At 62.9% G+C, this 25,573-nt stretch carries 26 protein-coding genes; 14 read left to right on the forward strand and 12 right to left on the reverse strand.

Features of this window, described 5'->3' with window-relative positions; all coding sequences use genetic code 11:
* Nucleotides 1-77: 77 nt before the first annotated feature.
* On the reverse strand, nucleotides 78-314 hold the full coding sequence (locus tag VGE08_RS09835; protein ID WP_331067698.1) for an EF-hand domain-containing protein: 237 nt from the start codon (nucleotides 312-314) through the stop codon (nucleotides 78-80).
* 255 nt (nucleotides 315-569) lie between these two features.
* On the opposite strand from VGE08_RS09835, the gene VGE08_RS09840 reads away from it, so the two are divergent.
* The 4 genes from VGE08_RS09840 to treF all read left to right on the forward strand — a co-directional run bounded on the left by VGE08_RS09840 (nucleotide 570) and on the right by treF (nucleotide 5,795).
* On the forward strand, nucleotides 570-740 hold the full coding sequence (locus VGE08_RS09840; protein ID WP_331067699.1) for a hypothetical protein: 171 nt from the start codon (nucleotides 570-572) through the stop codon (nucleotides 738-740).
* Between the two features lie 29 nt (nucleotides 741-769).
* Entirely contained in the window at nucleotides 770-976 is a 207-nt protein-coding gene (locus tag VGE08_RS09845; RefSeq protein ID WP_331067700.1) for a SlyX family protein, read from the forward strand.
* Nucleotides 977-1,420: 444 nt separating this feature from the next.
* Nucleotides 1,421-4,207 (forward strand): TonB-dependent receptor, encoded by a 2,787-nt coding sequence (locus VGE08_RS09850; RefSeq protein WP_331067701.1) that lies wholly within the window; start codon nucleotides 1,421-1,423, stop codon nucleotides 4,205-4,207.
* Between the two features lie 10 nt (nucleotides 4,208-4,217).
* On the forward strand, nucleotides 4,218-5,795 hold the full coding sequence (treF, locus tag VGE08_RS09855; RefSeq protein ID WP_331067702.1) for an alpha,alpha-trehalase TreF: 1,578 nt from the start codon (nucleotides 4,218-4,220) through the stop codon (nucleotides 5,793-5,795).
* A 138-nt stretch (nucleotides 5,796-5,933) separates the two neighbouring features.
* Here treF and VGE08_RS09860 read toward each other — a convergent pair whose 3' ends face one another.
* Nucleotides 5,934-7,010: a FecR family protein gene (locus tag VGE08_RS09860; protein ID WP_331067703.1), complete on the reverse strand. Its 1,077-nt coding sequence runs from the start codon at nucleotides 7,008-7,010 to the stop codon at nucleotides 5,934-5,936.
* Between the two features lie 3 nt (nucleotides 7,011-7,013).
* The gene (locus VGE08_RS09865) at nucleotides 7,014-7,517 is read right to left on the reverse strand and encodes a sigma-70 family RNA polymerase sigma factor (RefSeq protein WP_331067704.1); all 504 of its coding nucleotides are present in this window, start codon (nucleotides 7,515-7,517) and stop codon (nucleotides 7,014-7,016) included.
* Between the two features lie 208 nt (nucleotides 7,518-7,725).
* Between VGE08_RS09865 and VGE08_RS09870 the strand changes: the two genes are divergently transcribed.
* Nucleotides 7,726-8,445, forward strand: coding sequence for a pirin family protein (locus VGE08_RS09870; RefSeq protein WP_331067705.1), 720 nt, complete (start codon nucleotides 7,726-7,728; stop codon nucleotides 8,443-8,445).
* A 14-nt stretch (nucleotides 8,446-8,459) separates the two neighbouring features.
* Nucleotides 8,460-9,341, forward strand: coding sequence for a pirin family protein (locus VGE08_RS09875; RefSeq protein ID WP_349258667.1), 882 nt, complete (start codon nucleotides 8,460-8,462; stop codon nucleotides 9,339-9,341).
* Between the two features lie 3 nt (nucleotides 9,342-9,344).
* On the opposite strand, the gene VGE08_RS09880 is transcribed toward VGE08_RS09875, so the two are convergent.
* Complete coding sequence (locus tag VGE08_RS09880) at nucleotides 9,345-10,760, reverse strand: ATP-binding protein (RefSeq protein ID WP_331067707.1); 1,416 nt, start codon at nucleotides 10,758-10,760, stop codon at nucleotides 9,345-9,347.
* Nucleotides 10,757-11,422, reverse strand: a complete 666-nt coding sequence (locus tag VGE08_RS09885; RefSeq protein ID WP_331067708.1) for a response regulator transcription factor — start codon at nucleotides 11,420-11,422, stop codon at nucleotides 10,757-10,759. The genes VGE08_RS09880 and VGE08_RS09885 overlap by 4 nt, the downstream gene beginning before the upstream one ends.
* A gap of 105 nt (nucleotides 11,423-11,527) precedes the next feature.
* Between VGE08_RS09885 and VGE08_RS09890 the strand changes: the two genes are divergently transcribed.
* The gene (locus VGE08_RS09890; protein WP_331067709.1) at nucleotides 11,528-11,980 is read left to right on the forward strand and encodes a GNAT family N-acetyltransferase; all 453 of its coding nucleotides are present in this window, start codon (nucleotides 11,528-11,530) and stop codon (nucleotides 11,978-11,980) included.
* Nucleotides 11,981-11,983: 3 nt separating this feature from the next.
* A complete protein-coding gene (locus VGE08_RS09895; protein WP_331067710.1) occupies nucleotides 11,984-12,403 on the forward strand; it encodes a hypothetical protein in 420 nt (139 codons plus the stop codon).
* A gap of 9 nt (nucleotides 12,404-12,412) precedes the next feature.
* Here the strand turns inward: VGE08_RS09895 and VGE08_RS09900 are convergent, their stop codons facing one another.
* A complete protein-coding gene (locus tag VGE08_RS09900; RefSeq protein ID WP_331067711.1) occupies nucleotides 12,413-12,694 on the reverse strand; it encodes a hypothetical protein in 282 nt (93 codons plus the stop codon).
* Between the two features lie 321 nt (nucleotides 12,695-13,015).
* On the opposite strand from VGE08_RS09900, the gene VGE08_RS09905 reads away from it, so the two are divergent.
* Nucleotides 13,016-13,537: a Dps family protein gene (locus tag VGE08_RS09905; protein WP_331067712.1), complete on the forward strand. Its 522-nt coding sequence runs from the start codon at nucleotides 13,016-13,018 to the stop codon at nucleotides 13,535-13,537.
* A 34-nt stretch (nucleotides 13,538-13,571) separates the two neighbouring features.
* Here the strand turns inward: VGE08_RS09905 and VGE08_RS09910 are convergent, their stop codons facing one another.
* Nucleotides 13,572-13,967 (reverse strand): PilZ domain-containing protein, encoded by a 396-nt coding sequence (locus VGE08_RS09910; protein ID WP_331067713.1) that lies wholly within the window; start codon nucleotides 13,965-13,967, stop codon nucleotides 13,572-13,574.
* 208 nt (nucleotides 13,968-14,175) lie between these two features.
* Here VGE08_RS09910 and VGE08_RS09915 point away from each other — a divergent pair, with 208 nt between their 5' ends.
* Entirely contained in the window at nucleotides 14,176-15,465 is a 1,290-nt protein-coding gene (locus tag VGE08_RS09915; RefSeq protein WP_331067714.1) for a TetR/AcrR family transcriptional regulator, read from the forward strand.
* Here the strand turns inward: VGE08_RS09915 and VGE08_RS09920 are convergent.
* Nucleotides 15,459-17,756 carry a TonB-dependent receptor plug domain-containing protein gene (locus VGE08_RS09920; protein ID WP_331067715.1) on the reverse strand — a complete coding sequence of 766 codons (2,298 nt, stop codon included), beginning with the start codon at nucleotides 17,754-17,756 and terminating at the stop codon, nucleotides 15,459-15,461. The two genes, VGE08_RS09915 and VGE08_RS09920, sit on opposite strands and share 7 nt — an antisense overlap.
* A gap of 33 nt (nucleotides 17,757-17,789) precedes the next feature.
* Here VGE08_RS09920 and VGE08_RS09925 point away from each other — a divergent pair, with 33 nt between their 5' ends.
* Complete coding sequence (locus VGE08_RS09925; protein WP_331067716.1) at nucleotides 17,790-17,915, forward strand: hypothetical protein; 126 nt, start codon at nucleotides 17,790-17,792, stop codon at nucleotides 17,913-17,915.
* Between the two features lie 28 nt (nucleotides 17,916-17,943).
* On the opposite strand, the gene VGE08_RS09930 is transcribed toward VGE08_RS09925, so the two are convergent.
* Entirely contained in the window at nucleotides 17,944-18,960 is a 1,017-nt protein-coding gene (locus VGE08_RS09930; protein WP_331067717.1) for a FecR family protein, read from the reverse strand.
* Nucleotides 18,961-18,964: 4 nt separating this feature from the next.
* Complete coding sequence (locus tag VGE08_RS09935; RefSeq protein WP_331067718.1) at nucleotides 18,965-19,588, reverse strand: RNA polymerase sigma factor; 624 nt, start codon at nucleotides 19,586-19,588, stop codon at nucleotides 18,965-18,967.
* 250 nt (nucleotides 19,589-19,838) lie between these two features.
* Here VGE08_RS09935 and VGE08_RS09940 point away from each other — a divergent pair, with 250 nt between their 5' ends.
* The gene (locus tag VGE08_RS09940; protein ID WP_331067719.1) at nucleotides 19,839-21,578 is read left to right on the forward strand and encodes a glycosyltransferase family 39 protein; all 1,740 of its coding nucleotides are present in this window, start codon (nucleotides 19,839-19,841) and stop codon (nucleotides 21,576-21,578) included.
* A gap of 12 nt (nucleotides 21,579-21,590) precedes the next feature.
* Here VGE08_RS09940 and VGE08_RS09945 read toward each other — a convergent pair whose 3' ends face one another.
* Nucleotides 21,591-22,202, reverse strand: a complete 612-nt coding sequence (locus VGE08_RS09945) for a superoxide dismutase family protein (protein WP_331067720.1) — start codon at nucleotides 22,200-22,202, stop codon at nucleotides 21,591-21,593.
* A gap of 154 nt (nucleotides 22,203-22,356) precedes the next feature.
* On the opposite strand from VGE08_RS09945, the gene VGE08_RS09950 reads away from it, so the two are divergent.
* The gene (locus tag VGE08_RS09950; protein ID WP_331067721.1) at nucleotides 22,357-22,761 is read left to right on the forward strand and encodes a response regulator; all 405 of its coding nucleotides are present in this window, start codon (nucleotides 22,357-22,359) and stop codon (nucleotides 22,759-22,761) included.
* A gap of 18 nt (nucleotides 22,762-22,779) precedes the next feature.
* Here VGE08_RS09950 and VGE08_RS09955 read toward each other — a convergent pair whose 3' ends face one another.
* Complete coding sequence (locus VGE08_RS09955; protein ID WP_331067722.1) at nucleotides 22,780-24,294, reverse strand: amidohydrolase family protein; 1,515 nt, start codon at nucleotides 24,292-24,294, stop codon at nucleotides 22,780-22,782.
* 163 nt (nucleotides 24,295-24,457) lie between these two features.
* Here VGE08_RS09955 and VGE08_RS09960 point away from each other — a divergent pair, with 163 nt between their 5' ends.
* Nucleotides 24,458-25,570, forward strand: coding sequence for an aldose epimerase family protein (locus VGE08_RS09960; RefSeq protein ID WP_331067723.1), 1,113 nt, complete (start codon nucleotides 24,458-24,460; stop codon nucleotides 25,568-25,570).
* The last annotated feature ends 3 nt before the right edge of the window (nucleotides 25,571-25,573 follow it).

Raw genomic sequence — 25,573 nt, forward strand, 5'->3', positions numbered from 1 at the left:
GGGCGGCGAACGTGTCCTTGTCCGGCCGAAGACGCGGGCGACCGATCGGGTTGGGCCGCGCCGCGTCCTGTTCTAGATTATTTGTACTTCGCGAATTCCTCGCGCGTCAGCTCGCCGTCCTTGTCGGTATCGAGGCTCTTGAAGGCCACGAACAGCGCGTCGTCGCTGGAGGCCTCGTTCAGGCTGATCTTGCCGTCGCCATTCTTGTCCAACGAGTCAAAACTGGGCTTGGCCTGCGCGAAGGCGGTGCCGGCTGCGAGGACGCCGAGGCTGGCCAGCAGGGCCGGCGCGGTCATGCGAGAGAGTCGGATCATGATGCTTCCTTCGTTACTCCACGTTATCGGGTGGCATCTGGAGAATGGCACCGGAACGGGAAGGTTCCGGCCGGCCGTCTCGTCCACCGGCCGCATCTTACTCCTGCCCCTGGCCGAGGCGCACTGGTCTGGGGCGGTTTGAACTGGGTGCGCCCGAGGTGGATCCGAGGTTAGTGGGGGTGCGCGGCCAGTTGTCTTGCGGCGGGGTCCACTCATAATAGACACGGTTCAAGCAACGGCCAGGGAGCTGTCCGGATGTCCGAGGCCGTCAACATCACCCATCGTGAGCAGATCGAGACGCGAGTCCTGAACGAGCAGGTCGCGTTGATGTGCCGGCTCACCACGTCCCCGCTGACCGCGAGCGTCCCGGTGCGCGCGACGTTTGGCTTCTCGCTGCCGAAGCCGATGCTACGAGCGGTGAGCTGAGGTTGGGCTGGCGCCCTTGGATAACAGTCATGAATGCAGACACGATCGAGCGTATCGAATTGAAGATTGCCTACCTGGAGCGGGCCAATAACGACCTGAGCGAGGTCGTCTATCGGCAGCAGCAGGAGATCGACGCATTGCGTGCCGAGTTGGCGGTGCTGAACGGCAAGATGGAAGCGGCGATGACGGAGCAGACGGTATACAGCTTGGAGCAGGAGAAGCCGCCGCACTATTAAGTGAGGTCGACTGGCTTTTGGACTGCTGAGCGGAAAGGTGCGGTGCTCGCTCTGGCGTTCTGGAGAGGTGCGGTGGCTTGCGCCGCCGGAGCCGGAGAGGCGCGGTGGCTTGCGCCGGCGGAAGGGGGATCTGTCCTCCCGGCACCGCGCACCCGCCGCGCCGCGCTCTCGCGCGGCGCGTTGCTTGTACGTCCGTGTAGCGCTTGCTGAAAAACATCCATGTTTTTCAACATGCCGTGAGGACAGATCCCCCTCCCGCCGTCGCCGAAATGTCATCTTGGAGTGAGAGCAGGTTCGGAGCGCGGCGAAATGTCAGCGCGGGGTGAGACATTCGCGCCGACAGGTGAGAAGAGTCAGAGCGCAGGTGGGGCAGGATTTCCGGGTTACCCCCTCATAGCAGGCAAGGCGCGCGGCGTAGGCGCGCTATATAGCATCGGGGGATACATGCTGCGTGCAACGATTGCATCGCTATTGGCCGTCGCGGCCGGGTCTGCATTGGCTCAGTCGGCGCCGACGTCTGTGAAGTCGGATCAGGGAGAGTCCGCCAGCAAATATGCGAGCGCGGACCAGGCGCGACAGGAATTCAATATTGCCGCTCAACCTTTGTCGCAAGCGTTGCGCGAATATGCGCAACAGAGTGGCGATCAGGTGGTGTTCTATTCGGATGTCGGCAAGGGGCGTGATGCGCCTGCGGTGGCTGGTTCCTACACTCGTCAGGAAGCATTGAACCGCCTGCTGGAAAACTCCGGTTTGAAATATCGGCGCGTCAATGCCAAGACTGTCGCGATCGCGGCGGACCCGCCGGCGCGGCCGGAAGCATCCATTCAGCGCACGTCGATGGTGGCACCTGTGCGCTTGGCTCAGGCAACCGAGCCGGCGCCAGCGCCTGCCCCGCAAGCGCAGGAGCAAGGCGGTGGTGGAGCGGAGCGGCCGGCGCAAGGCTCGCTGTTTGGTGTGGAGGAAGTGATCGTCACCGGTACTGCGGTGGCGGAGCGAACCAAGTTCGATTCGAGCGTGGCGATTTCCACGTTCAGTGCCGAAGACATTGCGCAGGCTGCGCCGGCGAGCTCGGCTGATTTGATCGCGGCAGTGCCGGGCTTTTGGGTGGAATCCACTTCCGGTACCACGCAAGGCAACGTGTTTGCTCGCGGCATCATCCAGGACGGCGGTTATCGGTACGTGGGCTTGATGGAAGATGGCATTCCCATCTATCCCGTGTTCGAGCTGTCGTTCTACAACCCGGATCAGTTCGTGCGTGTCGACGAAACCATCGAACGCGTCGAAGCGCTGCGAGGCGGTACGGCGCCGATCTTCACGGCGGGCGCTGTGGGCGGCACGATCAATTTCGTGACGAAGTCGCCCAGCAATGTTCCGCAAGGCGCGGTCAAGTTGGGATTCAGCGATTACGGCACATATCGCGGCGATATTTCGTGGAGCGCGCCGCTCGGCGAAGACTGGGGCATCGCGCTCGGTGGTTATTACCGCACTTCCGACGGCATTCGCGATCCGGGTTACACCGCGGACGAAGGTGGCCAGTTCCGCGTCAAGATCGGCCGACGTTTCGATAGCGGCAGCATCGAGTTCTTCGGTAAATACATCGACGATCGATCCTTGTTCGTCGTGCCGATTCCCTTGACGGGCAATCCTTCCGATCCGCGAGGCGTGAATGGGGCGGATGCCGGCACTTATTCGCTGCACAGCAGAGATATCGCACGAGCTGGTTTGCCCGTGACTGCGGCCGAAGTGGGGTTGCAGGGTTCGAACCTGGAAGATGGCATTCATCCGCAGCTCGCTACGCTCGGTGGCAAGTTGACTTGGGAGTTCAACGACACGGTCTCGCTCACCAACCTGCTGCGTTTCACTGACGGTGAAGTGCGGTTCGATGGCATTTTCTCGGACGCGGCGCCGACGACGGGCGCGGAGTTCGCCGCTGCGCGTAACGTTGCGGCGAACTACAGTGTGATATCGACGGGCGCCGCCTACGGTGCTGATCAGCTGGTGCAGAACCATGGTCACTGGGTGGTGAACAAGGAGTACGAGGCGATCCAGAATGACCTGCGTCTGAACCTGAAGCTCGATACGCATGCCGTGACCTTCGGCTTGTACCTCGCCGACTATTCCATGAAGGACGCGTGGAGCCTGGGCAATCTGATCTTGATGGATGTGAGGGATCGCCCGCGCCGGTTGTCGTTGCCAGGCGTGACCGACGCGAATGGCTTCACGAAGTACTCGACGTTCAACCTGCTGACGGACTATGACGCGACCGCGTATTCGTTGTATGCGGCGGATGAATGGCAAGTCACGGACGCGTTGCGGGTGGACTTCGGCATTCGCTACGACACGCAGGACATCGAAGGCACGATTCGCGCCGGCTCGCAGGAAGTGGCGCCGGGCGTGCCCACCGATCTCGATGGCAATCCGTTGACGACGTATGACCGCAGCGTGTCGGTGATTGGTACGAACCGCAGCACAGTCGATGAGGATTTCGACAACACGGGGTTCTCCATCGGCTTCAACTACGAGTTCACGCCGCAGCACGCGATCTTCGGTCACTACACGGACTCCGCCAAGCTGCCGCACTTCGATGACGTGCGCAATGGCGTGCTGGACAAGGACAACGTGACCAACATCGAGTTTGGCTACAAGGCCTCGCTGGATACGCTCGTGGTGTTCGCGACGTTGTTCCAGACCGAGTTCGACAACGTGCCGTTCCAGGACATTCTTTCCAACGGCCAGACTATCGTGCGCCGGGCGGAGACGCGCACGCGAGGTATCGAGCTGGAGGGCGAGTATCGACCCATCGATGCGCTCGGTATTCGTTTCAGCATCACGCAGCAGGACCCGACGTATGAAGGCTTCTCGGGATCGGCGGCCGGCAACACTGGCAACGTCATTCGCCGCATCCCGAAGACGATGGCACGGATCACGCCGACCTATACGTTCATGGATGGCGACGCTCGGGCGTACTTCACGTACACCTATGCGGGCAAGCGTTATGCGAACGACGAGAACACCATCGAGCTGCCCAAGTACAGCAAGCTGGACGCGGGCGTGATGTTCGACGCCGGTCCTTGGACGTTCCAGGTGACGGGCGACAATCTCACCGACGAAGTCGGCCTGACCGAGGGTAATCCACGAACGGATGTCGGCTCCGGCGGCATCGGCACCATATATATGGTGCGGCCGTTGTTCGGACGATCGTTCATGGGATCCGTGACGTACCGGTGGTAATCTGCGCGGCATGTTCGCGAGGATTACCAGAGTCGTCTGCACGGGTGTCTTGTTGGCCGGCGCGGCGGTCGCGTCGGCCCAGCAAGCCGTGCCTACCCCGGCCGACGTGTATGGCGAGCTGTTCAAACAAGTGCAGCTCAATGCGGTCTTCCCGGACAGCAAGGCGTTCGTCGATGCCTTGCCCAACCGGCCGCCCGAGCAGATCCTGCGCGAGTACGAGGAGCTGCGAAACAAGCCGAGCTTCGATCTGAAGAAGTTCGTCGCCGAGCGTTTCGACCCGCCACCGAATGTTGCGTCCGACTTCCGCACCGTCGCGGGCCAGGACGTGCGCCAGCACATCGACGCGTTGTGGAAGGTGCTGGAACGCAAGCCGGAGGATCAGCGGCCGTATACCTCGCGTCTGGCGCTTCCCTTTCGTTACATCGTGCCGGGCGGGCGCTTCAACGAGATCTATTACTGGGACTCGTATTTCACCATGCAGGGGCTGGAGGAGAGCGGCCGGCACGACCTGACCATGGACATGATCGCCAACTTCGCCTGGCTGATCGACGAGTACGGGCACATTCCCAACGGCAATCGCAGTTATTTCCTGAGCCGTTCGCAGCCGCCGTTCTTCGCCGCCATGATCGAGCTGGCGGCTGGCGAGGAAGGCGATGCGGTCTACAAGAGATTTCTGCCGCAGCTGGTGCGCGAATATCAGTTCTGGATGGACGGCGCGGACGCGTTGAAGTCTGGAGCGGCGCACCGGCGTGTCGTGAAGCTCGCGGATGGGACAGTGATGAATCGTTACTGGGACGACCGCAACATTCCGCGCGAGGAAGCGTACAAAGAAGACGTGGCGACGGCGCAGCAGGCGGGTCCGGAGTCGCCGGAGATCTATCGGCATTTGCGAGCGGCCGCGGAGAGCGGCTGGGATTTCAGCTCGCGTTGGTTTGCGGGCAAGACGCTGGCGACCATCCACACGACGGATATGATTCCGCCGGATCTGAACAGCCTGCTGTATCAGTTGGAGCTGACTATCGCCAAGGGTTGCGAGATCACGGCGGATGCCGGCTGCGTCCAGCAGATGAAGGGCAAGGCGGAGGCGCGTAAAGCGGCGATCACGCGTTATTTGTGGAACGAGCAGGCGGGTGCGTTCACGGACTATGACTGGCGAAAGAAGCAGCTTGGTGCGCAGGTGACGGCGGCGACGGTGTATCCGTTGTATTTCAACGCCGCGAGCAAGGAGCAAGGCAAGGCTGTTGCGGTCAGTGTGAGATCGACGTTGCTGAAGCCTCATGGGTTGGTGGCGACGGCGGTCGAGACGGGTGAGCAGTGGGATGCACCGAACGGCTGGGCGCCGTTGCAGTGGCTGGCAATCAAGGGCCTGAGCAACTATGGCGAACAGCAGTTGGCGCAGACCATCGCGCAGCGCTGGGTAGGCAAGAACCTGCAGGTGTTCCGGGCCACCGGGAAGTTGGTCGAGAAGTACGATGTGACGAGTGATTCGGCCGGTGGCGGTGGAGAGTATCCGTTGCAGGATGGCTTCGGATGGACCAACGGTGTGCTCAGGAAGCTGTTGGCGATGTATCCGAAGCTGGCGGAATAAGAATCAGAGTCGGAGTTTGAAGCGTCGGTGGCTCGCAGCGGGAGGATCAGGTATGTCCTCCCGGCCTCATGCAACTTGGCGCGCTGACCATCGGCATGGGCTGCGTTATGGGCTGCGTTATGGGCAGAGTTATGCGCCTTACCGCGCGCTGACTATCCACCCATCCGCATCGCTGCGAACATCCAGCGTCTCATCCCCGCTCAAGAACTCGGCCAGCGATGCCGGGTCCGTCGCATCGAACACACCGTTGATCTTCCGTCCGCCGACGGCGGGATCTTCGATGCGAATGGTGCGTGAGCTGTAGCGGGCGAACTCTGCGGCGGCGGTGGAGAGAGCGGTGTCTTCGAAGATGAGCCGTCGCTCGGTCCACGATGTAACATTCTCTGTATCACGCAACGACACGCGAACCGCGGGCTGAGCGCGGGCGAGAATCAATTGGTCGCCGACCGCCAACTCGAATTCGCTGACAGCCTTGGCGGTTGCAGTGGCGGATCGTTGGGCGGCTTCGCGCTGGTTCACGCGAACGCGGCCTTCGAGCACGGTGACGACTGTGCGTGAGTCGCTGGCTTTCACGTTGAATGCAGTGCCGACAGCGACAATGTCCGTTGCACCGGTGCGCACGCGGAAAGGCCGGTTGGGGTCTTTCGAGACGCGAAAGATTGCTTCGCCTTCCAGCAGTTCGATGGCGCGAAGATCATCTTGGAAATGCGCGCGCAGGTGCGACCGGCTGTTGAGCTCGACCACGGAGCCGTCTTCGAGCGTGATGGAGCGTTGTTCGCCTACCGCCGTTACGTACTCGGGAGCGAGCCAGCGTTCGATTTCCGAACGGCCGGCGATCAGGCCGGCGGCAACGAAGACGAAGGCCGCGGCGGCGGCCATTGGCCAGCGAACGACCTTGCGTTCAGGTCGTGTTACGGCGACGTCCGGAGAAGTATTGAGCACGGCGACGTTGCTGTCGTTGCTGGCCTTGGCTCGGGCAACGAGATCGGCGACGCTGTGCTCGGGCCACAGCTCGCGCCGATTCAACAGCGCATCGAGACGGCTGAGCTTCAAGAATTCATCGACGTGCTGGCCCGACGCACGCAGCCATAGCAGAAACTGCTGGCGCTCGGCATCGGTGCAGTTCTCGTCGGATAGCACGGACAGCCAGTGCGCCGCGCACTGCATGGCGTGCGTCGTGGCAGGGTCTCGTGCGTTCTCGTGATCGGGTTGCATGGGTCAATCGAGCTCGATGCGAGCGCGTAGCTGCGCATATCCGGTGGTCAACATTCGCCGCACCATGCGCTGGGTGATGCCGAGGTGACCGGCGATCTCCTCATGCGTCATATCCTCGCGCAGCTTCAGGTACACGACGGCCCGAACCATGGGTGTCATGGCCTGTAGCGCCGAATCGAGCTGGGCGGCGAACTGCGCGTCGTCCAGCAGGGATTCGGGCGTGGCCGCGGTAACCAGGTTTTCCAGCTCCGCGTCGCTGTGGGGCTTGGCATGGACTGCCCGCATGCGCCATTCCGCCGCGACGTTGCTGGCGACTCGGTACAGGTAGGCTTGCGGTTCTTTGATGTGCTCCAGTTGCGGCACCCGCAGCAGGCGGACGTAGACCTCCTGCGCCAGGTCTTCCGGGTCGATGCGTCCGGGCAACCGGCGGCGTAAATACCGCGTCAGGCCCGCATTCCAGCTGCGGGCCCACTCGGCGATGCGTTGGCTGCGGCCGGGCGCGGGCATGTCGGGCGAGGAGGGCTCCTGGAGAATCTGCAGTCTATGACGGGCCGTGTCCGAAAAGCTGCCCCTGGCCACCCCGGCTGCCGCCTGCCTGGCGGAAACCGCGATTCCGCACTCGAGCGGGGCAGGAGCATAAAATTTATCGCCCGAGCGTGCTATTTCGGACGGCCGGCCCGGGGTAGCTTGGCAGCCTGAAAACAAGGAGCCAACCATGCTTGAAATCCGACGCAGCAACGAGCGCGGCTATGCCGATCACGGCTGGCTGCAGTCGTACCACACGTTTTCATTCGCCGATTACTACGACCCGAGGCACGTCGAGTTCGGCGCCCTGCGAGTGATCAACGAGGACCGGGTCGCCGCGGGCGCGGGCTTTGGTACGCACGGGCATCGGGACATGGAGATCATCAGCTACGTGCTCGATGGCGAGCTGGCGCACAAGGATTCGATGGGCACGGGCGCGACCATCCGCCCTGGCGATGTGCAGAGGATGAGCGCGGGCCGTGGCGTGATGCACAGCGAGTTCAACCCGTCGGGCGACAAGTCTGCGCATTTCTTGCAGATCTGGATTCAGCCGGATCGCAAGGGTGTGCAGCCGAGTTACGAGCAGAGGCACTTTCCGGCCGAACAGAAGCGCGGCAGGTTGCGGCTCATAGCGTCGCAGGACGGCACTGACGGCTCGGTGCGCATTCATCAGGATGCGAAGGTGTATGCCGGGCTGTTCGATGGCGACGAGCAGGCCAGGCTCGGGATCGGCCCGGATCGTCAGGTGTATTTGCACGTGGCGCGGGGCACGGTGACCGCGAACCGCAACGTGCTCGACGCCGGCGATGCGCTGGCATTGATGGATGCGCCATCGCTGTTCCTGAGCAAAGGTCAGGGCGCGGAGGTGATAGTGTTCGATCTGCAGCGAGCTCCAGGAGCAAGGCAGTGAGTACCATAGAGTTGATGATTCCATCGCGGCGCAAGGACCTGGGCGGCTTCGAGGTCGGCCGGGTCCTGCCCTGGACCAAGCGGCGCATGGTGGGACCGTTCATCTTCTTCGACCACATGGGACCGGTGAACTTCCCACCCAATGTGCCGCGCACGACCGATGTGAGGCCGCATCCTCACATCGGCCTTTCCACCATCACCTATCTGTTCGATGGCGAGATCGTGCATCGGGACAGCGTCGGCTTTCACCAGCTCATTCGCCCGGGTGAAGTGAACTGGATGACGGCCGGCAGCGGCATCAGTCATTCGGAGCGCTTCGACACCATTCGCGAGCAAGGCGGCGCGTTGCACGGAATTCAAGCGTGGGTCGCGCTGCCGGACTTCGCCGAAGAAGCGGACCCGAGCTTTGTGCATTTCGATGCGACGGAACTGCCGTCGCTGGCCGAACCCGGAATGAGTGTCAAGGTGATCGCCGGTTCGGCGTATGGCATGACGAGTCCGGTGAAGACTCATTCGCCGCTCTTCTATGCGCATATCGAGCTGGCGCCGGGTCGCATCACGCAGGTCTGCGGCGAATATAGCGAGCGCGCCGTCTACGTGGCCAAGGGCTCGGTGCACATCGATGGCGAGTTGTACCAAGCGGGGCAGATGGCGGTGTTGACGCCGGGGGCGATGCCGGTGATTACCGCCTTCGACCCGTCGATCGTGATGATGCTGGGCGGTGAGCCGGTCGGACCGCGTCACATCTGGTGGAACTTCGTGTCTTCGAGCAAGGATCGAATCGAGCAAGCCAAGGCCGATTGGCGCGCCGGGCGTATCAAGATGCCGGTGGGGGACGATCGGGAGTTCATTCCTTTGCCGGAAGATCCACCGCCGCCGCCGGAGCCGATGTCGTAACAGTCAGCTCGGTGGCTGCGTCTCGGCAGCGAGCTCGTCTGCTGGCGATGTTTCTTCCGGCGCGGCTGCCGGTGAGCGCGGCGGGGACTGAGCCAGCACGGTCGCGGTTTCGAAGCGCAGCCGGGCGATCAGGCCCGAGCCGTCGAGGCGATTGCTCAGCTCCAGGCCGATGCGATTGCGTTCGGCTGCGTTCCTGGCAATGGCCAGGCCGAGGCCGCTGCCCTCCGTCTCGGCGCCTTCGATACGGAAGAAACGGTCGCACACGCGCGGCAACAGTTCTGGCGGAATGCCCGGGCCATTGTCCGCGATTTCAACCATCGCCACGCCCGTGTCCCGATGCAAAGTCACATCGACGATGCCGCCGGCCGGCGTGTAGCGCAGCGCGTTGTCCAGCAGGTTGTGAATGAGGCTGCGCAGCTCGTCCTCGTTCGCATGCACGATGGCGTCGATATCCGCGGCATAGCCGAGGTCGATGCTGCGCCGATCGGCCAGCGGCATGAAATCGGCGATGCTGGATTTGAGCAAACCATCCAGCTGAATGGCGCTCGGCGGATCGGCAAGCCGCGGCGATTCCTGTCGGGCCAGACGCAGCAGTTGTTCGACCAGTCGCTTGGTTCTAGCCAGGCCGCCTTCGAGCTGCGCCAGTTGTTCGGCGGCGGCAGCGTCGGGCATGCGGGATTTCAGATTCTCCAGCTGCAGGCTCATGGCGGTGATCGGCGTGCGCAACTCGTGCGCGGCGTCTTGCACGAAACGCTGTTGCGCCGAGAATGCGATGCGCAGCCGTGCGAGCAACGTATTCACCGCCAGCACTAGCGGTCGAATCTCCGAAGGCGCGTGTTCCGCCGGCAGGTCGCTCAAGCGATGTTCGTCCTGTTTGGCGGCCGCTTGTGAAATCAGCTCCAGCCGGCGAATCGCCGGTCGCATGCCAAACCAGAGAAAGATGCCCGATAGCGGAATCATCAGCGCCACCGGCAGGCCCGCCTGCAGGGCTTGTGACTTCACCAGAAAACGACGGAACTTCAGGCTTTGCGCGCTCTGCACGGTGCGATCCGGCGACTGCATCGTGTACACGCGCCAGCGAGAGTCGCCGATGGTGACATCGCTGAAGCCCGGCTTGCTCTGGCGTTCCAGCGCCAGTTCGGGAAAGGAACTGGCCACGAGCCGGTGGTTGCGGTCCCAGATCTGCACCACCATGTCGCCTTTGCGAGTGACGTTGTGAGCGCTGAGCGGCTTGAGCGTGGGGATGGAGCTGGACGAGCCGGCGTGCGAGTCGGCGAACGACTGCAGCTGGTGGTCCATGAAGTGGCTCACCATGCTTCCGTACATGAAGTACGTCAGGGTGCATGCGGCAGTCGCAGCCACCGCGTACAGCGGCAGCAGCCACACCATGAGCTGCTTGCGCAGTGAGTCTTTTCTCATGATGCGTCCTTGCTGACGCGCCAGCCGAGGCCGCGAACGTTACGAATGACATCCGCGCCGAGCTTGCGTCGCACGCCATGGATCAGGACTTCGACGGCGTTGCTGCTGACTTCTTCGCCCCAGCCGTACAGGCGCTCCTCCAGCTGACTGCGCGAAAGAATCGCGCCGGGCCGTTCGAGCAACGCATGCATGAGTCGGAATTCCTTGGCGGACAGCAGAATGGACGTGCCGCCATGGGTGAGCTCGCGGCTGGATAGATCCAGCTGCGTTTGCGCGGTACCGATGGTGGACTGCGCATGGCCACCGATGCGGCGGATGATGGCCCGCATGCGAGCGAGCAATTCGCGCAACTCGAACGGTTTGACGAGATAGTCGTCGGCGCCAACGTCCAGGCCGGTAACGCGATCGTCCACGCCGTCACGGGCCGTCAGCACCAGCATGGGCGTGCGGTCGCCGTCCTGGCGGGCTCGCCGCAATACATCCAGTCCCGAGCGTCGCGGCAGTCCCAGGTCCAGCAGCACCGCCGCGTAACCGCCCTGAGCCAGTGCGTCCTGCGCCAGTATGCCGTCTTTCACCCAATCGACGGTCAGGCCATTCTCGGTCAGCGCCTGTCTCAGGCTCTGACCGATCATGTTGTCATCTTCAACCAGCAGGATGCGCATGCGCCGCACGTTCCGGGACGAACGTGCGGCTTGTCAAGATGGCTTGGCGACTGCGCTGCCTGCGGCGCCAGTGCTATCGAACCGTCCACCTGAACAGGCTTGTAAATGGCGCGGGCCGCGATCACTGTCGCGGTCATGAGGCATCTCATCCGGCAAGCGCGGGCGGCGGACGTGGCAGCGATGCATCGCGTGCGCCTCTCTGTTCAGGAAAACCGGCTGGTTTCCACGCAGCTGACCGAACGCGACTATCTGGTCGCGATCGAAGCGACCGGCCGCGGCTGGGTGCTGGAACTGGCAGGAAACGTCGTGGCGTTCGCCATCGGCAATGCCGCCAACGGCAGTATCTGGGCCTTGTTCGTCGAGCCCGGCTACGAGCGAAGAGGCTTCGGCCGGGAACTGCACGACATCATGATCGAGTGGCTGTGGGAGCAGGGCCACGACCGACTCTGGCTGTCGACGGACGCAGGTACGCGCGCCGAGCGCTTCTATCTCGCGGCGGGGTGGCGGCGGGCCGGTGTCACTGAGCGCGGCGAGATTCGTTTCGAACTGTCGCGGTAGCGTATGTGGCGCGTGCTGGTCCTGTTTGCTCTCTTCGGTGCTACGCAGGCTTCCGCCGCGGGCGGTTACTCGTGTCTCGAGTACGGCCCGGCAAGCCTGGTCGGCACGCTCGTGCGTCACACGTATGCAGGTCCGCCAGACTATGAAAGCGTCACCAAAGGCGACGAGCCTCGAATCGTCTGGGTGCTGCAATTGGATCAACGGGTCTGCGTGAATGCGAATACCCGCTACCCGAGAGAGCCTACCCAGATAGAAGTCGAGCTTGCGCTGCCCGAGGAGCGCTATGCCGAGTACCGCCACCTGCTCGGCCGGAGGATCATCGCCAGCGGCGAGCTGATCCACGGCGGCGCGAACTATCAGAAACGACTCGTGCTCCGCACCGGCCAGTTGCGGGAAACCAGCCTGCTGCCGCCGTCCCGGTGATCGCAGCGGCTAACGGCGGGTGAGCTCGGTGACCGCAGTGCGATCCTTTTCGGCCGCGGCGAATTCGGCCGGCGAGACGAAACCGTCGCCATCGGTGTCGATTTCGGCAAAGGTCTGCGACAGCAGCCGGTCGAAGCCGGCTTCGGAGCGGCTGATACGATGATCGCCATTACGGTCCAGTGCAGCAAACGGGCTGGCAGCGGCCACTTTGGCGCCGTCATCGGCCTGTACGCTGGCGTTTGCCGCCAGGGTCACGGCACCCATGATCGTTACGAGCAGCAGCTTACGCATTCAGGGCCTCCCAGAATCCCTTTGTGTTCCATGGCGCGGCCGACGGCCGGCTTCCTACCAACGTGGCGCGCATTCCAAATGATCCGCTGTGAATACTCACTGAACACCATGACGTCATGGAATTCGGGAGACACCGGACGTCGCCAGTCGGCTACAGTGGGGTTCGATCCTATCGATCGTTCGCATAGGGCATCACTGTTGGATGCGGCTTGCGGCCCTCTGTAGCATTCACAGTAACATCCCTGACGAGATCGACGACTTGTCCGGTATCAGATTTCCGGTGTCGAGTTTTCCGGTTGTGACTTGGTGAGGAGAATCCATATGGCCAAAGAAAGTTCCAAGAAGAATGGCGGCCGGGGCAAGGGCCCGGGCGAGGTCGCGATCGATATCGGCATCAGTGCCACGGATCGGGAAAAGATCGTCGACGGCCTGTCCAGGGTGCTTGCCGATACCTACTCGTTGTATCTGAAGACCCACAACTTCCACTGGAACGTCGAAGGACCGATGTTCAATACGCTGCACCTGATGTTCATGGAGCAGTACACCGAGCTGTGGAATGCGCTGGACGCCATCGCCGAGCGCATTCGCTCGCTGGGGTATCCCGCGCCGGGCACCTATAGCGAATTCGCGCGGCTGACCTCTATCGAGGAAACCGAAGGCGTGCCGGAGGCCATGGAGATGGTGCGTTTGCTGGTCGCCGGCCATGAATCGGTGGCACGCACTGCACGCGCGGCGTTCCCGGCCGCCGAGAAGGGCGGTGACGAATCGACGGCGGATCTACTGACGCAGCGCCTGCAGGTTCACGAAAAAACGGCGTGGATGCTGCGTAGCTTGTTGAAGTAATCGCGGCGATCGCCGGCTGCGTGCCCGCCGTGAGTCAGCGGGCACGCAGCAACGTATCGATGGCGTTCTGGGCGTCCTCGTCCAGATCCTGGAACCGCAGTGAAATGCGGAAGCCATCCATGCCCACGCAGCTACAGCAGACCACGCTGGTCCGCGCCTGCAGCCGAATGGGGTTGCCGGCCACGAACGCATCCACTCGCACCAGCCCGATCTCGGACTCGCGCACGGGTCGGTCCAGCAGCAAGCTGATGCCGCTGCTGGAAATTTGAATGGCCTTGCCGAGCAGCTGGGTCGTGTGCCCCAGGCGCAAGCTGGCAGGCCAGCGCATGGTCTTGATGCGGGCAGCGTCGGGCGTCGACGCTGCCGAGCTGAAGATGGACTCCATCAGCCTTCTTTCTTCCTGAGCAAAGCTGGCGGGTAGTGGTGGCATGAGTCACCCGCGGACGGGCGAAGCGTACCTCATTCGCCCGGGCTGGTGAGGTGGGCGGCGGCGGGCGAAATCTGGATTTGTGAAACGGCTCTCGCTGGTCCGAATGGCGCAGTCGCCGGTCCATCGGGACGGTCAGCGGCAGGCGTGGGGAGTGCGGGGTGAACGATCGCGCCCGCGCGGTTACTATGGGTAACTCCGGTTTACTACCATGACTTCCAATTCCAAAGACAGCGCGGCCGACTCCGCCCCCGAAGTGCCCTCGGCGGCGGGCGTGGTCAATCGTCACGAACGCGTGCTCGACGAAGCCGCGCGCCAATTGAACCAGAAAGGCGTATTGCTCACCTCGCTGGCGGAAATTGCCGCCAAGCTCGGCGTTACGCGCGGCGCCATGTACCACTACGTGGCCGACCGCGAGGATCTGGTGTTCCAGTGCTACCGGCGCGCAGCCGAGATCATTGCCCGCCACCTGCGGGAGGCCGAGCGCGTTGGTGGCAGCTCGGCGGATGTGCTGGTCGATTTCATCAGTCGCATGGTCGATCCCGCGGAGCCGGAGATTGCCGCCCGCGCCGAGATCGCCATGATGAACCAGACCCAGCGCGACACCATTCAGGGCCTATACGATGCTCTGGCCGCGCGCCTGGCGCACCTGCTCGAAACCGGCCAGCGCGAAGGCGTACTGCGAGCCTGCGATATCGAAGTGAATGCGCGTGTCATTCTCAGCCTGGTGACATGGGCGCCGCTGGCGCGGCCCTGGACGCATGCCGTCGGTCCCATGGGGGCGGAGCGATTGCGGGCCGCCGTGATGGCGACGGTACTGGAAGGCTTTTCGACGAGCCGGCAGCTGCCCGATTTCCGGCCGCTCGATCTTTCCAAGCTCGCGCCGCAAGTGGTGAGCGCGTTCGATCGCGACGCCGCGCTCGAGGCTAAACGAGAAGCGCTGCTGCGAGCCGCCTCGCGTGCCTTCAATCGCAAGGGCATCGATTCCACGTCGCTCGAAGAAATTGCCGCGCAGCTGGGCACGACCAAGCGCACGTTCCACCATCACATCGGCAGCAAACAGGAAGTGGTGTCGGCGTGCTACGAGCGCGCATTCCGCATTTTCCTGTTCATCAAGGACCGCATGCTCGAATATTCGGGCACGCGCATGGAGGCATTGGCCGCGTCGATGGATGCGCTTGCGCGCGCGTATCCCAATGAGGATTTGACTCCGCTGTCGCCGCTAGTGGGGCATGCCGCGCTCTCGCCCGAAGGGCAAGCGAAGTTCGCAGTGCGCTCCGACCAGCTCGGCGATGCGTATCACGAGCTCATCCGCCAGGGCATCAGCGAGGGCAGCATCAGGGATGTGGACGTGCATGCGCGCGCGTTGATGTTGCCCGGGTTGCTCAGCTGGCTGGTCAAGGACGACGTGCCCAGCGATCCGCTCCAACAGCAACACATCGCCCGCGAGATCGCCAACCTCGTGGCCGTCGGGCTCAGGACCCAGAGGTCAGATCAATAGCGCCACAGCAGGCCCAAGGAGGGTACGACGGGCAGCCACGAGTTCACGTCGCGAACGTACCTGGCCGATCCGTCCGGGTTGCGCTCTAGCTCGTATTTGACGCAGCAAGGATTCTCCCGGGAGGTGGCGTTGCTCATCTCGAAGAACACGTCGAGCGCGCCCCGCGGCAGGATGAAAGTGCGGGTCACTCGCAGGTCGATGGAATTGAAATCGCCCAGGCGGCTGCGATTGCGCACGGAAGGATCGATGCGCGGCTCGCCGGTCGCCGGGTCGAAGACCAGCGAGGTGGTCGGCCAGCCGCTGTGAAAGCTGTTGATGAAAGTCGCCGTCCATGGCCCGCTGGCCCAGGTCACGCCAAGGTTGACGGCGTGCCGCTGATCCCAGCTGCGCGGCACGTTCGTATCGCCGATGCGGTCGGTGGCCTGCGATAACGTGTAACTCAGCCAACCGCTCCACGAGCCCTTCGGCCGCATCTGCAACAGCATCTCAATGCCTTCGGCACGAGCGCTGCGAGCATCCACCATCAGCCGGTCGTATTCCGCTTCCGGAAAGAACACCAGCGGATCGAGCAGGTTCTCGAAGCGTGGATGGATGCTCCGATAATATTTTCTATAGGCTTCGACGCGCAGATCGAACCCAGCCTCGAAAGCGTGCTCCATGCTCAGTATCGCGTGATCCGCATGCTGCGCCGGATGGAACTGCGTGACGCCATCTTCCACCTGCAGCTCGTTGATCCCCTGCGATTGATGGAAGCGCCCCCAGCCGGCGCGCAGCGTGGTGGCGGGCGAGAGCACGTAGAGCACACTCAAGCGTGGGCTCCATTGCTCGCCATCGTCGCTGCCGTCGTAGGTTTGCACATCGAGGCGTATGCCGGCTTCGACCGTCCAGCGTTCGCCGAGCCTGGTGCGCATGTCCCAATAAGCCGAGTTCTCGTAGCCTTGTGGCGCGGGCGAGGCGCTGCGCGTGGTGGTCGAGCCGGGAGAGTCGGAAAAAGGAAAGCCGGGCGCGACGGTGAGATCCAGCGAGTAATCGTAATCGCCCCACAGCTCGCGCACTTCGCCGCCGAAGCGATGATTCACCTGGCCAGCTTGGAGCGTGTTTTCCAGCCGCAGCCCGGCGATCTTGAAGGCTCGCTCGTCATCCACTCTGCCGCTGCGCTGGCCGGGCTGTTCCACCATGCCATGCCGTATGTTGAGCAGATCGGTCGCCGAGACGATCACCCGGCTCGATGCCGTCGGCGACCAATCATGCTCGAGCGTCAGCCAGCCATACCTGTTTCGGTAGAGGGCGCGCGACTTCTGAGTGCCCTGGTCCCGCTTGGCGACGACCTTGTCCTGGGAGGCCAGCGCGTCGAGCGAGACACGCGTGCTATCGGTGATTGCATATTCGATCCGGCCGAAGCCGTCTTCATACATCAGCCGACCAAAATCCTCCTCGGTGTACCGGGCCAGCTCGCCGATATTGCTGCGCCGTAGGGAGATCAGCGCCTGTCCGCGCTCGTCATCGAACGTCGTTGCCGCAAGCGCATTGGTATGAAACAGGCTCACGCCAGCTTCGTAGTAGCGTTGCCCCGGACGAATGGTGTGGGCGTCGATGACGGCGCTCATGCGATCGCCGTACGGCGCCGGAAAGCCGCCCGAATAGAATTCGATGTTGTCGATCAGGCGCGAGTCGAGCAGGCTGACCGGGCTGTAGAAGTTCTTCAGGTGGAAGGGTTCGTACAGGCGCAGCCCATTGAGCACGATCGCCGTTTCGTTCGGCGCGCCGCCGCGGATCGAGCCCAGGCTCGACAGGCCGTTGCTGGCCGCGCCCGGCAATCTTTGTACGGCCCGCAATGTTTCCTCCGCGAGGCGCGGCATGGCCTGCACCTCGTCCTGCCTGAGAAAGTTCTTGGGTGCGACGCCCTCCGCCGCCAGCGTGTAACGGCTGGTCTGAACCACGATCTCTTCCAGCCTGGCAGGCTCGGATTTCGGCGGGGGCGCTGCTCGCGGGGGCCGTGCGGGCGATGAGTTGCGAACGACCGCATAGACGCGCGGTGCCGCTTCCGAGAGCGTCAGCCCGTGCGCATCAAGAATCTCGCGAGCGAGCTCCAGGCCGTGATGCGCACGCGGTTCGCCCTCGATCCGCAAAGACGACGGAACGATCTGGTCGTTGTAGATGAAGACCAGTCCCTGGGCGCGCAACTCGTTCAGTACATCGCCTACACCGCGTCCTTGCAGTTGCGCAAGCGCGGCATGGCTGATCAACATCCCGGTCAACAGGCAGGCGGCGCGCCGTAGCGCTGACTTCATTGCAATCCCATTGAGGCCGATGGAGCGGGGTCGGTGCCCGCGAATCATACCCGGAGCGGGGGCGCCGCTGGCAGCAATGTGCCGGCCCGCGGCAAGCTCGAATATGTGCTCGGCCAGCAGGCCGATGAATGGCGCGGGCTGTTGTCGAGTGTGGTGTGAACGGAAGAATGTCGCCGGACAGCGGCGCCTATTGCGAATCGCCGGTTGCCAGCTCGATGCCGATTTCGCTTGCGTCGGTTTGATAGCGACGGAACTGCGTCGTGGACAGCACGGCAGCCAAGGCTGCATCCGGATCCAGGCCCGCGATGGAGCCGCGCAGCTTCACGCTTGCCGCGGCGGCTTCAGCTTGCGGCGTGGAGTAAGTGACGTGGCGGCCGGTCTCGCGAGCGATCCACTGCAGGAAGTCGGACAGCGATTGGTTCTCGATGTCGAATGTGGGCGCAGCTTGCAGCGTCCATCGCCAGTAGGGATCGGTGGCCGAAAGCATGCTACGAGTCAGCTCGCCCTCGGTATTCAGGTGCAGCACCTGCCCCGCTTCGCCGGTGTTCGAGCTCGTCGCGCTGGTCAGCAGCACCCGGCCTTCGCGAACGCTGACCAGCATGGCGTTGGCTTGAGCGCGCACTTCATATTGAGTGCCGACATGCTGTACCGAGCCTGCAAACGTGTTCACTATCAGCGCGTCGCCCTGGCCGCGCTCTGCTGGAGGGGCATCGATATAAACCGCGCCGGACGCTAGGGTGATGCGGTCGATCGCATCGACAGTGAGGCGAGTGTCGTGATCGAGGCGCAACGATAGTCCGTGAGCAAACGTGAAGGCGGCGCGCGACTGCGTATCGGTCTGCACGGTGTCACCCACACGAATGAACTGCCCGCTGGTACGCGCTTCTGGAGCAGCGCTGCCGGCGCTGGCCAGCAGGTGACCGTCCACATAGGCGACGCTGGCGACCTGCGCAGGCTCGGGCGCCATGAAGCGGTAGGCGAAAGTAGTAACGAGCACGGCCAGTACCAAGCCGGCCGCGATTCGCCAGGCGACGACGCGCTGCTGCTTGCGCCGTTGCTGCACGATGTCCCGCCACTCGGCATGCACGGCGGACATGACGTCGCGTGCCGTCTCCGGCGACGGCTCGTTGCGTGCGCCGACCTCGCGCAGCAACTCTTCGATGCTGGCGTCGTTAGACTCGGGCTCGTGATGTACCGTCGTCATGGCGCTACTTTCTCATACCAGCGAGCACATCGCTCGCAGTCGAACCAAATACTGTCTCCAGAGCTTCGCGAAATGCGTTCCGCGCCCGGGCCAGCAGCGATTGCGCCGCCGTGTGTCCGACGCCGAGCAGCGTGCCGATTTCCTCGACGCTGCGGCCCTCGATATATTTCCACTCCAGTACATCGCCGTAGCGCGCCGGCAACCGATCGAGCACGACCTGCACCAGACGGCGGGTTTCGGCGTTGCCATAACCCTGCAATGGCTCGTCCGAGGCGGGCGCGGCGATGGCTTCCAGGGCTTCGCGCAGCCCGGGCGTATCGTCGATCAGCATCAGGTTCTGCTGATGGCGTTTGTGGGCGCGCAGATAGTCCGAGATCTGGCGGCGACAGATCTGGCATAGCCAACTGAACAACGCCGCCTCGCCGCGGAACCCGGCCAGCCCGCGCATGGCCTTGATCAGCGTCGATTGCACCACTTCTTTGCAGGCCTCCGCGTCGTTGCCCAGGCGCGGCAGGGCAAAGCGGTAGACGCGGGGGAAATACGTCTCGAAAAAGCGGCGAAAAGCACTCTCGTCGCCTTTCAGCATGGCGGCGATCAGCGCGTCGTCGGTGAGGGTTTCGGGGATCACTGGCCGGTTGGACGGGAATACCGGGACAAATCAATCGCGCCTGGTCGGGGTCGGGGTCGAGGGCGCAATCATAAACCCCGGTTGCATGCTTCGGCTCGCACAAGGCGGCTGCCGATACTGGTGGTGCGACTCCGGCCGGATCGACTGAAGGAAGCTTGCCTGCGCCGCGATTGGTTTTGCTCGCAGCTCGCGTCCAACGTCGATTTGCGGCGCTCAGGCATAATTGCGACGAAAAGATGAGGCACGATGAATGAGGCAGGCCGGTTGGGTCGAGAGCTGGTTCCGCGCCGGCAGCAACAGCGAACGCGACGTGCGGCTCGACCTGTTCTGGCTTCTGGGTCTAGGCCTGCTGCTCATTGCCACCGGCATCGGCCTGCGTGATCCCTGGCCGGCGGATGAACCCCGCTTCGCGTTGATCGTGCGAGACATGGTTGCCACGGGCGAGTGGCTACTGCCGCGCGTGGGCGGCGACGTGTATGGCGACAAGCCGCCGCTGTACTTCTGGATAATGGGTTTGTCGCTGCTCGCGACAGGCTGCTTGCGCGTTGCCTTCCTGCTGCCATCGCTACTGAGCGGGCTCGCCTGTCTCGTGTTGATCTACGACTTGGGCCGCCGCCTGTGGAATCGGGAGAGCGGCCTGGCCGCTGCACTGGCACTGCTGTTGACCATTCAATTCGTCTGGCAGGTGCGGCAGGCGCAGATCGACGCGACGCTGCTGTTCTGGGTGGTGCTGAGCCTGTATGGCTTGTTGCGCCACTTGTTGCTCGGACCGGCCTGGGGTTGGTACGCCGTGGGCTGGGGCGCCGCGGGTTTCGGCGTGATCACCAAGGGCGTGGGCTTCCTGCCATTGCTGGTCCTCATTCCATTTGCGTTATTGCGTGGCTCTGGTTGGTCGCCGCGCGTGCAGGGCACGAGTGCCGCGACATGGCTCATCGGTCCGTTGGCGTTTCTCGCGGCCGTGAGCACCTGGCTGGTGCCGATGCTGCTCGCGGCCAACGCCGATCCCACGCTGGCGGCGTATCGAGACGAGATCTTGTTCCGCCAGACCGTTGGTCGTTATACGGATGCCTGGCATCACCGCGAGCCGTTCTGGTATTTCATCGTCAAAGTCATTCCGGGACTGTGGCTGCCGCTGACGTTGCTGTTGCCCTGGTTGATACCCCATTTCCGCAAGGCATGGCAGGCACGCGACTTGCGCGTCGTACTGCCGTTGGCCTGGATCGCGCTGGTGTTGCTGTTCTTCAGCTTGAGCAGTGGCAAGCGCGGTGTGTATGTGTTGCCCGCCTTGCCGGCCCTCGCATTGGTGAGTGGTCCTTATCTACTGGAGCTGATGCAGCGGCGGTCGGTACAACGCGCGATGTTTGTATTGGCGGCGGTGATCGCAGCGGTTTGTTTGCTCGGTGCGGTATTCACCATGATCCGTCCAGAACTGCGCCAGGAGCTCATCGCCAGGTATGACCTCGACGTGCTCGGGCCGTTGTTGGTCATTGGTGGTGTGAGTGCGCTCATCTGCGTCATCGTGAGACCAATGCGCGGAGCCATAGCCTTCGCCGGCCTGCTCGCCACGGCGTTGCTCACGGTGAGTTACTGGGTCAATCCGAAGATGAATGCGATTCGCTCCGGCGCGGCGTTCATCGCGCGCGTCGAGCAGATAGACGATCCGAACGACGAGTTGGGCTTCGTCGGCTTCAAGGAGCAGTACCTGTTGAACGTGCATCGCCCCATTGTTCATTTCGGCCATGCACGCTGGCGCGAGCCCGATCAGGAAGCGGCGGATGCCGCGCTGTGGCTGAGCGGTTCGGAGGATCGGCAACTGGTCGTCAACGAACACGCGCGCGCACGATGCTTCGCCGATACCACGAGCAAGTCATTGGGAATCGCCAATCGCTCTCACTGGTACATCGTGCGCGGCAAGCCGAATCCGGAATGCGTGGCGCGAGGCAATGCGTCAGCGCTTTACCACTATGCGCCGCCGCCTTCCGTGAGTTGAGCAACGAGCGGATCAGTTCGTTTGAATGGCTACCACGCCGCAGGCGATGCGGTCGCCGGAATTGCCGGAGGGCTGCGTCTGGTAGTCATCGGGCTTGGCATGGAGTACCAGCGCCTTGCCGATCACGTCGTTGGGTTGACCGGTTTGCAGCGACACGTCGGGATTGTCGATGCTCACCTCGGCCACGCCCTGCGCATCCGATTTCACGTTCATCATGTCGCCGGCGTGATGGGGCTGCGTTTGCGGATTGCCGTGAGCCTGGTTGGTGGGATTGAAATGAGCGCCGGCGCTGGTGGCGTCGGGCGCGCTGCAATCGCCTTTCTCGTGGAAATGAAATCCGAACTCGCTGTTCGGCTGCAGACCTTGCAGCATGCCGGAGAGTTTCACGCCCGTGCCGGCAGCGGTGAGTTTCAAGCCGCCGTTGGCTGTGTTGCCTCGAGTGGGCGAGAGCTGAACAGCGGCGCCAGCGGTCGCTTCGGCGCTCGCCGTGGGATCGGGCTCGGTCGTGGCTGCAACCGAGGGACTATCGCCTGCCGGTGGCGGCGCATCGGCGACTGAAGCGTCCTCGTTTCGACCACAGGCGGCAAGCAGCAGGGTGAAGGCGACCAGGCTGGCGGATTTCATGAGCAACCCCCTCGTGGATGCGACCGGTGTAAATCCCCGACGCGCTGCCTGCGTTCCGTCGTTGCCTGGTGGCGTGCGGCATACCGCAGGAACGATTCACACTTTCGCGACGTTGCCTGATTCAGGAGACGACGCGGTAACAGTCGAAACGAAGATGTTGATTCTGGTAGTCGAGGATGAGCCGATCTGCGCGCTGAGCACGGTTGCTGAATTGGAGCTCGCCGGCCATCGCACGTTGGGTCCTGCAGCCACGCTGGAGGAAGGGTTGGAGTTGGCGCGCAACGGTCATCCGGCGCTCGCCTTGATCAATATCGACTTGATGCGCGCCGGTGATGGCGTCGAGCTCGCGAAGCGACTGCGCGAGTTGCATGTGCCTGCGGTTTTCGTCAGCGGTCAGCACCCATCCGCGTTCGAGAATCGCGACCTGGCGCTGGGCCTCATCGGCAAGCCCTACAACCCGGCCGATCTGCCGCCGAGTATCGAAGTTCTCGCCGCGGTGATGGAAGGCAAGTCGTTTTCAGCAGCGTCATTGCCGCGAGCACTTCAGCTCTTTCATTAGTGGGCTATTCGCAGTGGGCTATTCGCGGGGCGCCGCCAGCGATTCGCGCTTGATCACCGTGCCGTGCAGGATGATCCTGTCGATGCTGGTCCACGCTCGCATGGTTTCGAGCGGATTTGCGGTGAGCAGCAACAGGTTTGCGATCTTGCCGGCCTCCACGGTGCCGTAATCTTTGTCCAAACCAAACTGCCGCGCATTGTTGAGGGTCGCGGCACGGAAGATGGCGGACAACGGAATGCCCGACTGCGCCAGCATGCGCATGTCCCGGTACGTGTCGTAGCCGGGTTGATTTCCATACGTCGGTGCCGAGGGAGTGTCACTGCCCAACAGCAACGGATGGCCGAGGTCGTGCAGATACTTTGCCGCGCGCATGCCATACGAGCTGATCACCATGAAGTTGTGCATGGCCTTCATGTCGGGCGCGCCGCCCATCTCTTTGCGCATTTCTTCCTTGAACCATTGACCCGCCGGTGTCGCATACCATTCGAGCAGCGGTCGCGGCACTACCTTGGCATACGCGGGATCTTTCAACGTGTCCTCACGAAACAGATCGGCGAGTCCGCCGATCACTCGCATCGTCGGTTGATAACCGATCTTTCGCGCATGGATTTCGCGCAGGTGTGCTGCGATGGCGGGCGGCACGCCCTGGTCGGTGGAGTATTCATTCCAATTCCACAGGCCGTGAGCAATCACATCGACCTGTGCCTCCAATGCCATGCGCTGCGTGTCGATCGCATTTGCGTGTGCGATGAGAGGCAGACCGCGCTTGCGTGTCGCGGCTCGCACTCGCTGCAAGGTGTCCTTGCTCATGACGGGCCAGTTCGAGGCGACACCGAAGCCATCTTCGATGAATATCTTGATGCAGCGTGCACCGCTCGCCGCAAGCCGGTCGATGATGACCTCGGGCGTGTGTTGTGCCGCGTCGGCGCCTTTGGGCAACGGATGGTCTTTCGCATTCGCAGGCTCGTAGATGTAGTCCGGAAAGAGCGCATAGCGGACCTCGGCGGGTGCGAACAACGCCGGATAGCCGTCCAGCAGCGTGGCGGCGCCACATCGAAACAGATCTGGGTGTTGCGGCTGAGCCTCGAACGCATCGGCGCGCTCGGGAGCGCTCAAGAGATCGAGCACTTGAGTCACGCCGTAGTAGAGATAGCTGCGAGGCTGCTGGCGCGTGTACGCTTCTTGGAGCGGCTTCAATGAAGGATCGTTGCCACCGAGCGGGAGGCCGGGCACATCGCCGACATGAACATGCGAGTCCATGAGACCGGGCGTGAGGAACTTGCCGCGGCCATCGATGCGAACCGCGCCCGGTGCGGGGCTTACGGACTTGGAACTGACGGAGACGATGCGCCCATCACGTATCAACACGTTCTGCTGGGGCTGCGCGGCGCTGTGTTGGGGAGAGACGACGGTCACCTGCTCGATGAGCAATTCGGCGGCCCGAACCGGTCCACCGAGAGTGACACACAGGATGGCGGCGGCGAGGCAGGCCCGAACTTGCAACTCGCCATTCAATTCGAGACATCCTTTCATATCGACTCCATGGGCGGGGCGATGCTCCGGCGCAGCTGCCGGGCTGGCGCATTGTGCGTGATCTGGTTTCACAAAGCAGTGGCGCCGGCTGTGAACGACGGTATATTTGCCGACATTTTGTCTGAGTATTAGAATGATCTTTGGCTGACTGTTAGGGGAGCTCGTGGTCAATAGCTTCAATGCCTCTGTGACCGGGGAAGTGGCAGCCCGGCGTGGAGAGCTCGAAACGCTGGCGGATGGTCGCAAAGTGGAGTGCGTCGAGTTGGCCAATGCGCGTGGCATGTCCGTGCGCATTCTGGCGCTCGGCGGGGTCATCCAGCAGTTGCTCGTTCCGGATCGCGACGGCAGGGCAGCCGATGTAGTGCTTGGCTATGCGACAGCTCAGCAGTACCTGGATCAGCCGCAGTACTTCGGCGCCACGGTCGGCCGCTATGCCAATCGAATTGCCGCTGGCAAGTTCACGCTGGACGGCAAGCAGTATGAGCTCGAGACCAACGACGGGCCCAATCACCTGCACGGCGGCACGCTTGGTTTCGACAAGGTGCTTTGGAAAGTCGAGTCCGTCGCGGCAGGTTCGCCGGCCCGCGCGGTGCTTACATATATAAGTCCGGATGGCGAGGGCGGTTATCCCGGCACACTGCAGGTGACGGCGACTTACACCCTTGGTGACGACAACGAACTGGGCATCGAATATCGCGCCACCACGGATCGCCCGACCATCGCCAATATCACCCATCACAGCTATTTCAATCTGGCGGGCGAAGCTGCACACACGGACGTGCTCAATCATCGCGTGATGTTGTTTGCCAGCCAGTACACGCCAGTGAACAAGACGATGATTCCTACTGGCGAGCGCCGCTCGGTGGCCGGCACGCCGTTCGATTTTCGTCAACCACACGCTATCGGCGAACGTATTCGCGATGGCAGCGACGAACAGCTACACCTCGGTCGCGGCTACGATCACAACTTCATCATCGATGGCGAGCCTGGTCGATTGCGCCCCGCCGCTCGTGTCGAAGACCCGCAATCCGGGCGCGTGTTGGAACTGCTCGCGAGCGCACCTGGCGTGCAGTTCTATTCCGGAAATTTCCTGGATGCCACCAGCGTCGGCAAGAGCCGGCGCGTGTACCGGCAAGCCGACGGTTTTTGCCTGGAGCCGCAAGTGTTTCCGGACTCGCCGAATCACGCGGACTTTCCCAGCGCACGGCTGAACCCTGGACAGACGTATGTGAATACGCTGCTGCTGCGCTTCTCCGCCGCTCCTCGATCCTCCTGAGCT

The sequence above is a fragment of the Steroidobacter sp. genome (genome assembly GCF_036406195.1).
Classification (GTDB): Bacteria; Pseudomonadota; Gammaproteobacteria; order Steroidobacterales; family Steroidobacteraceae; genus Steroidobacter.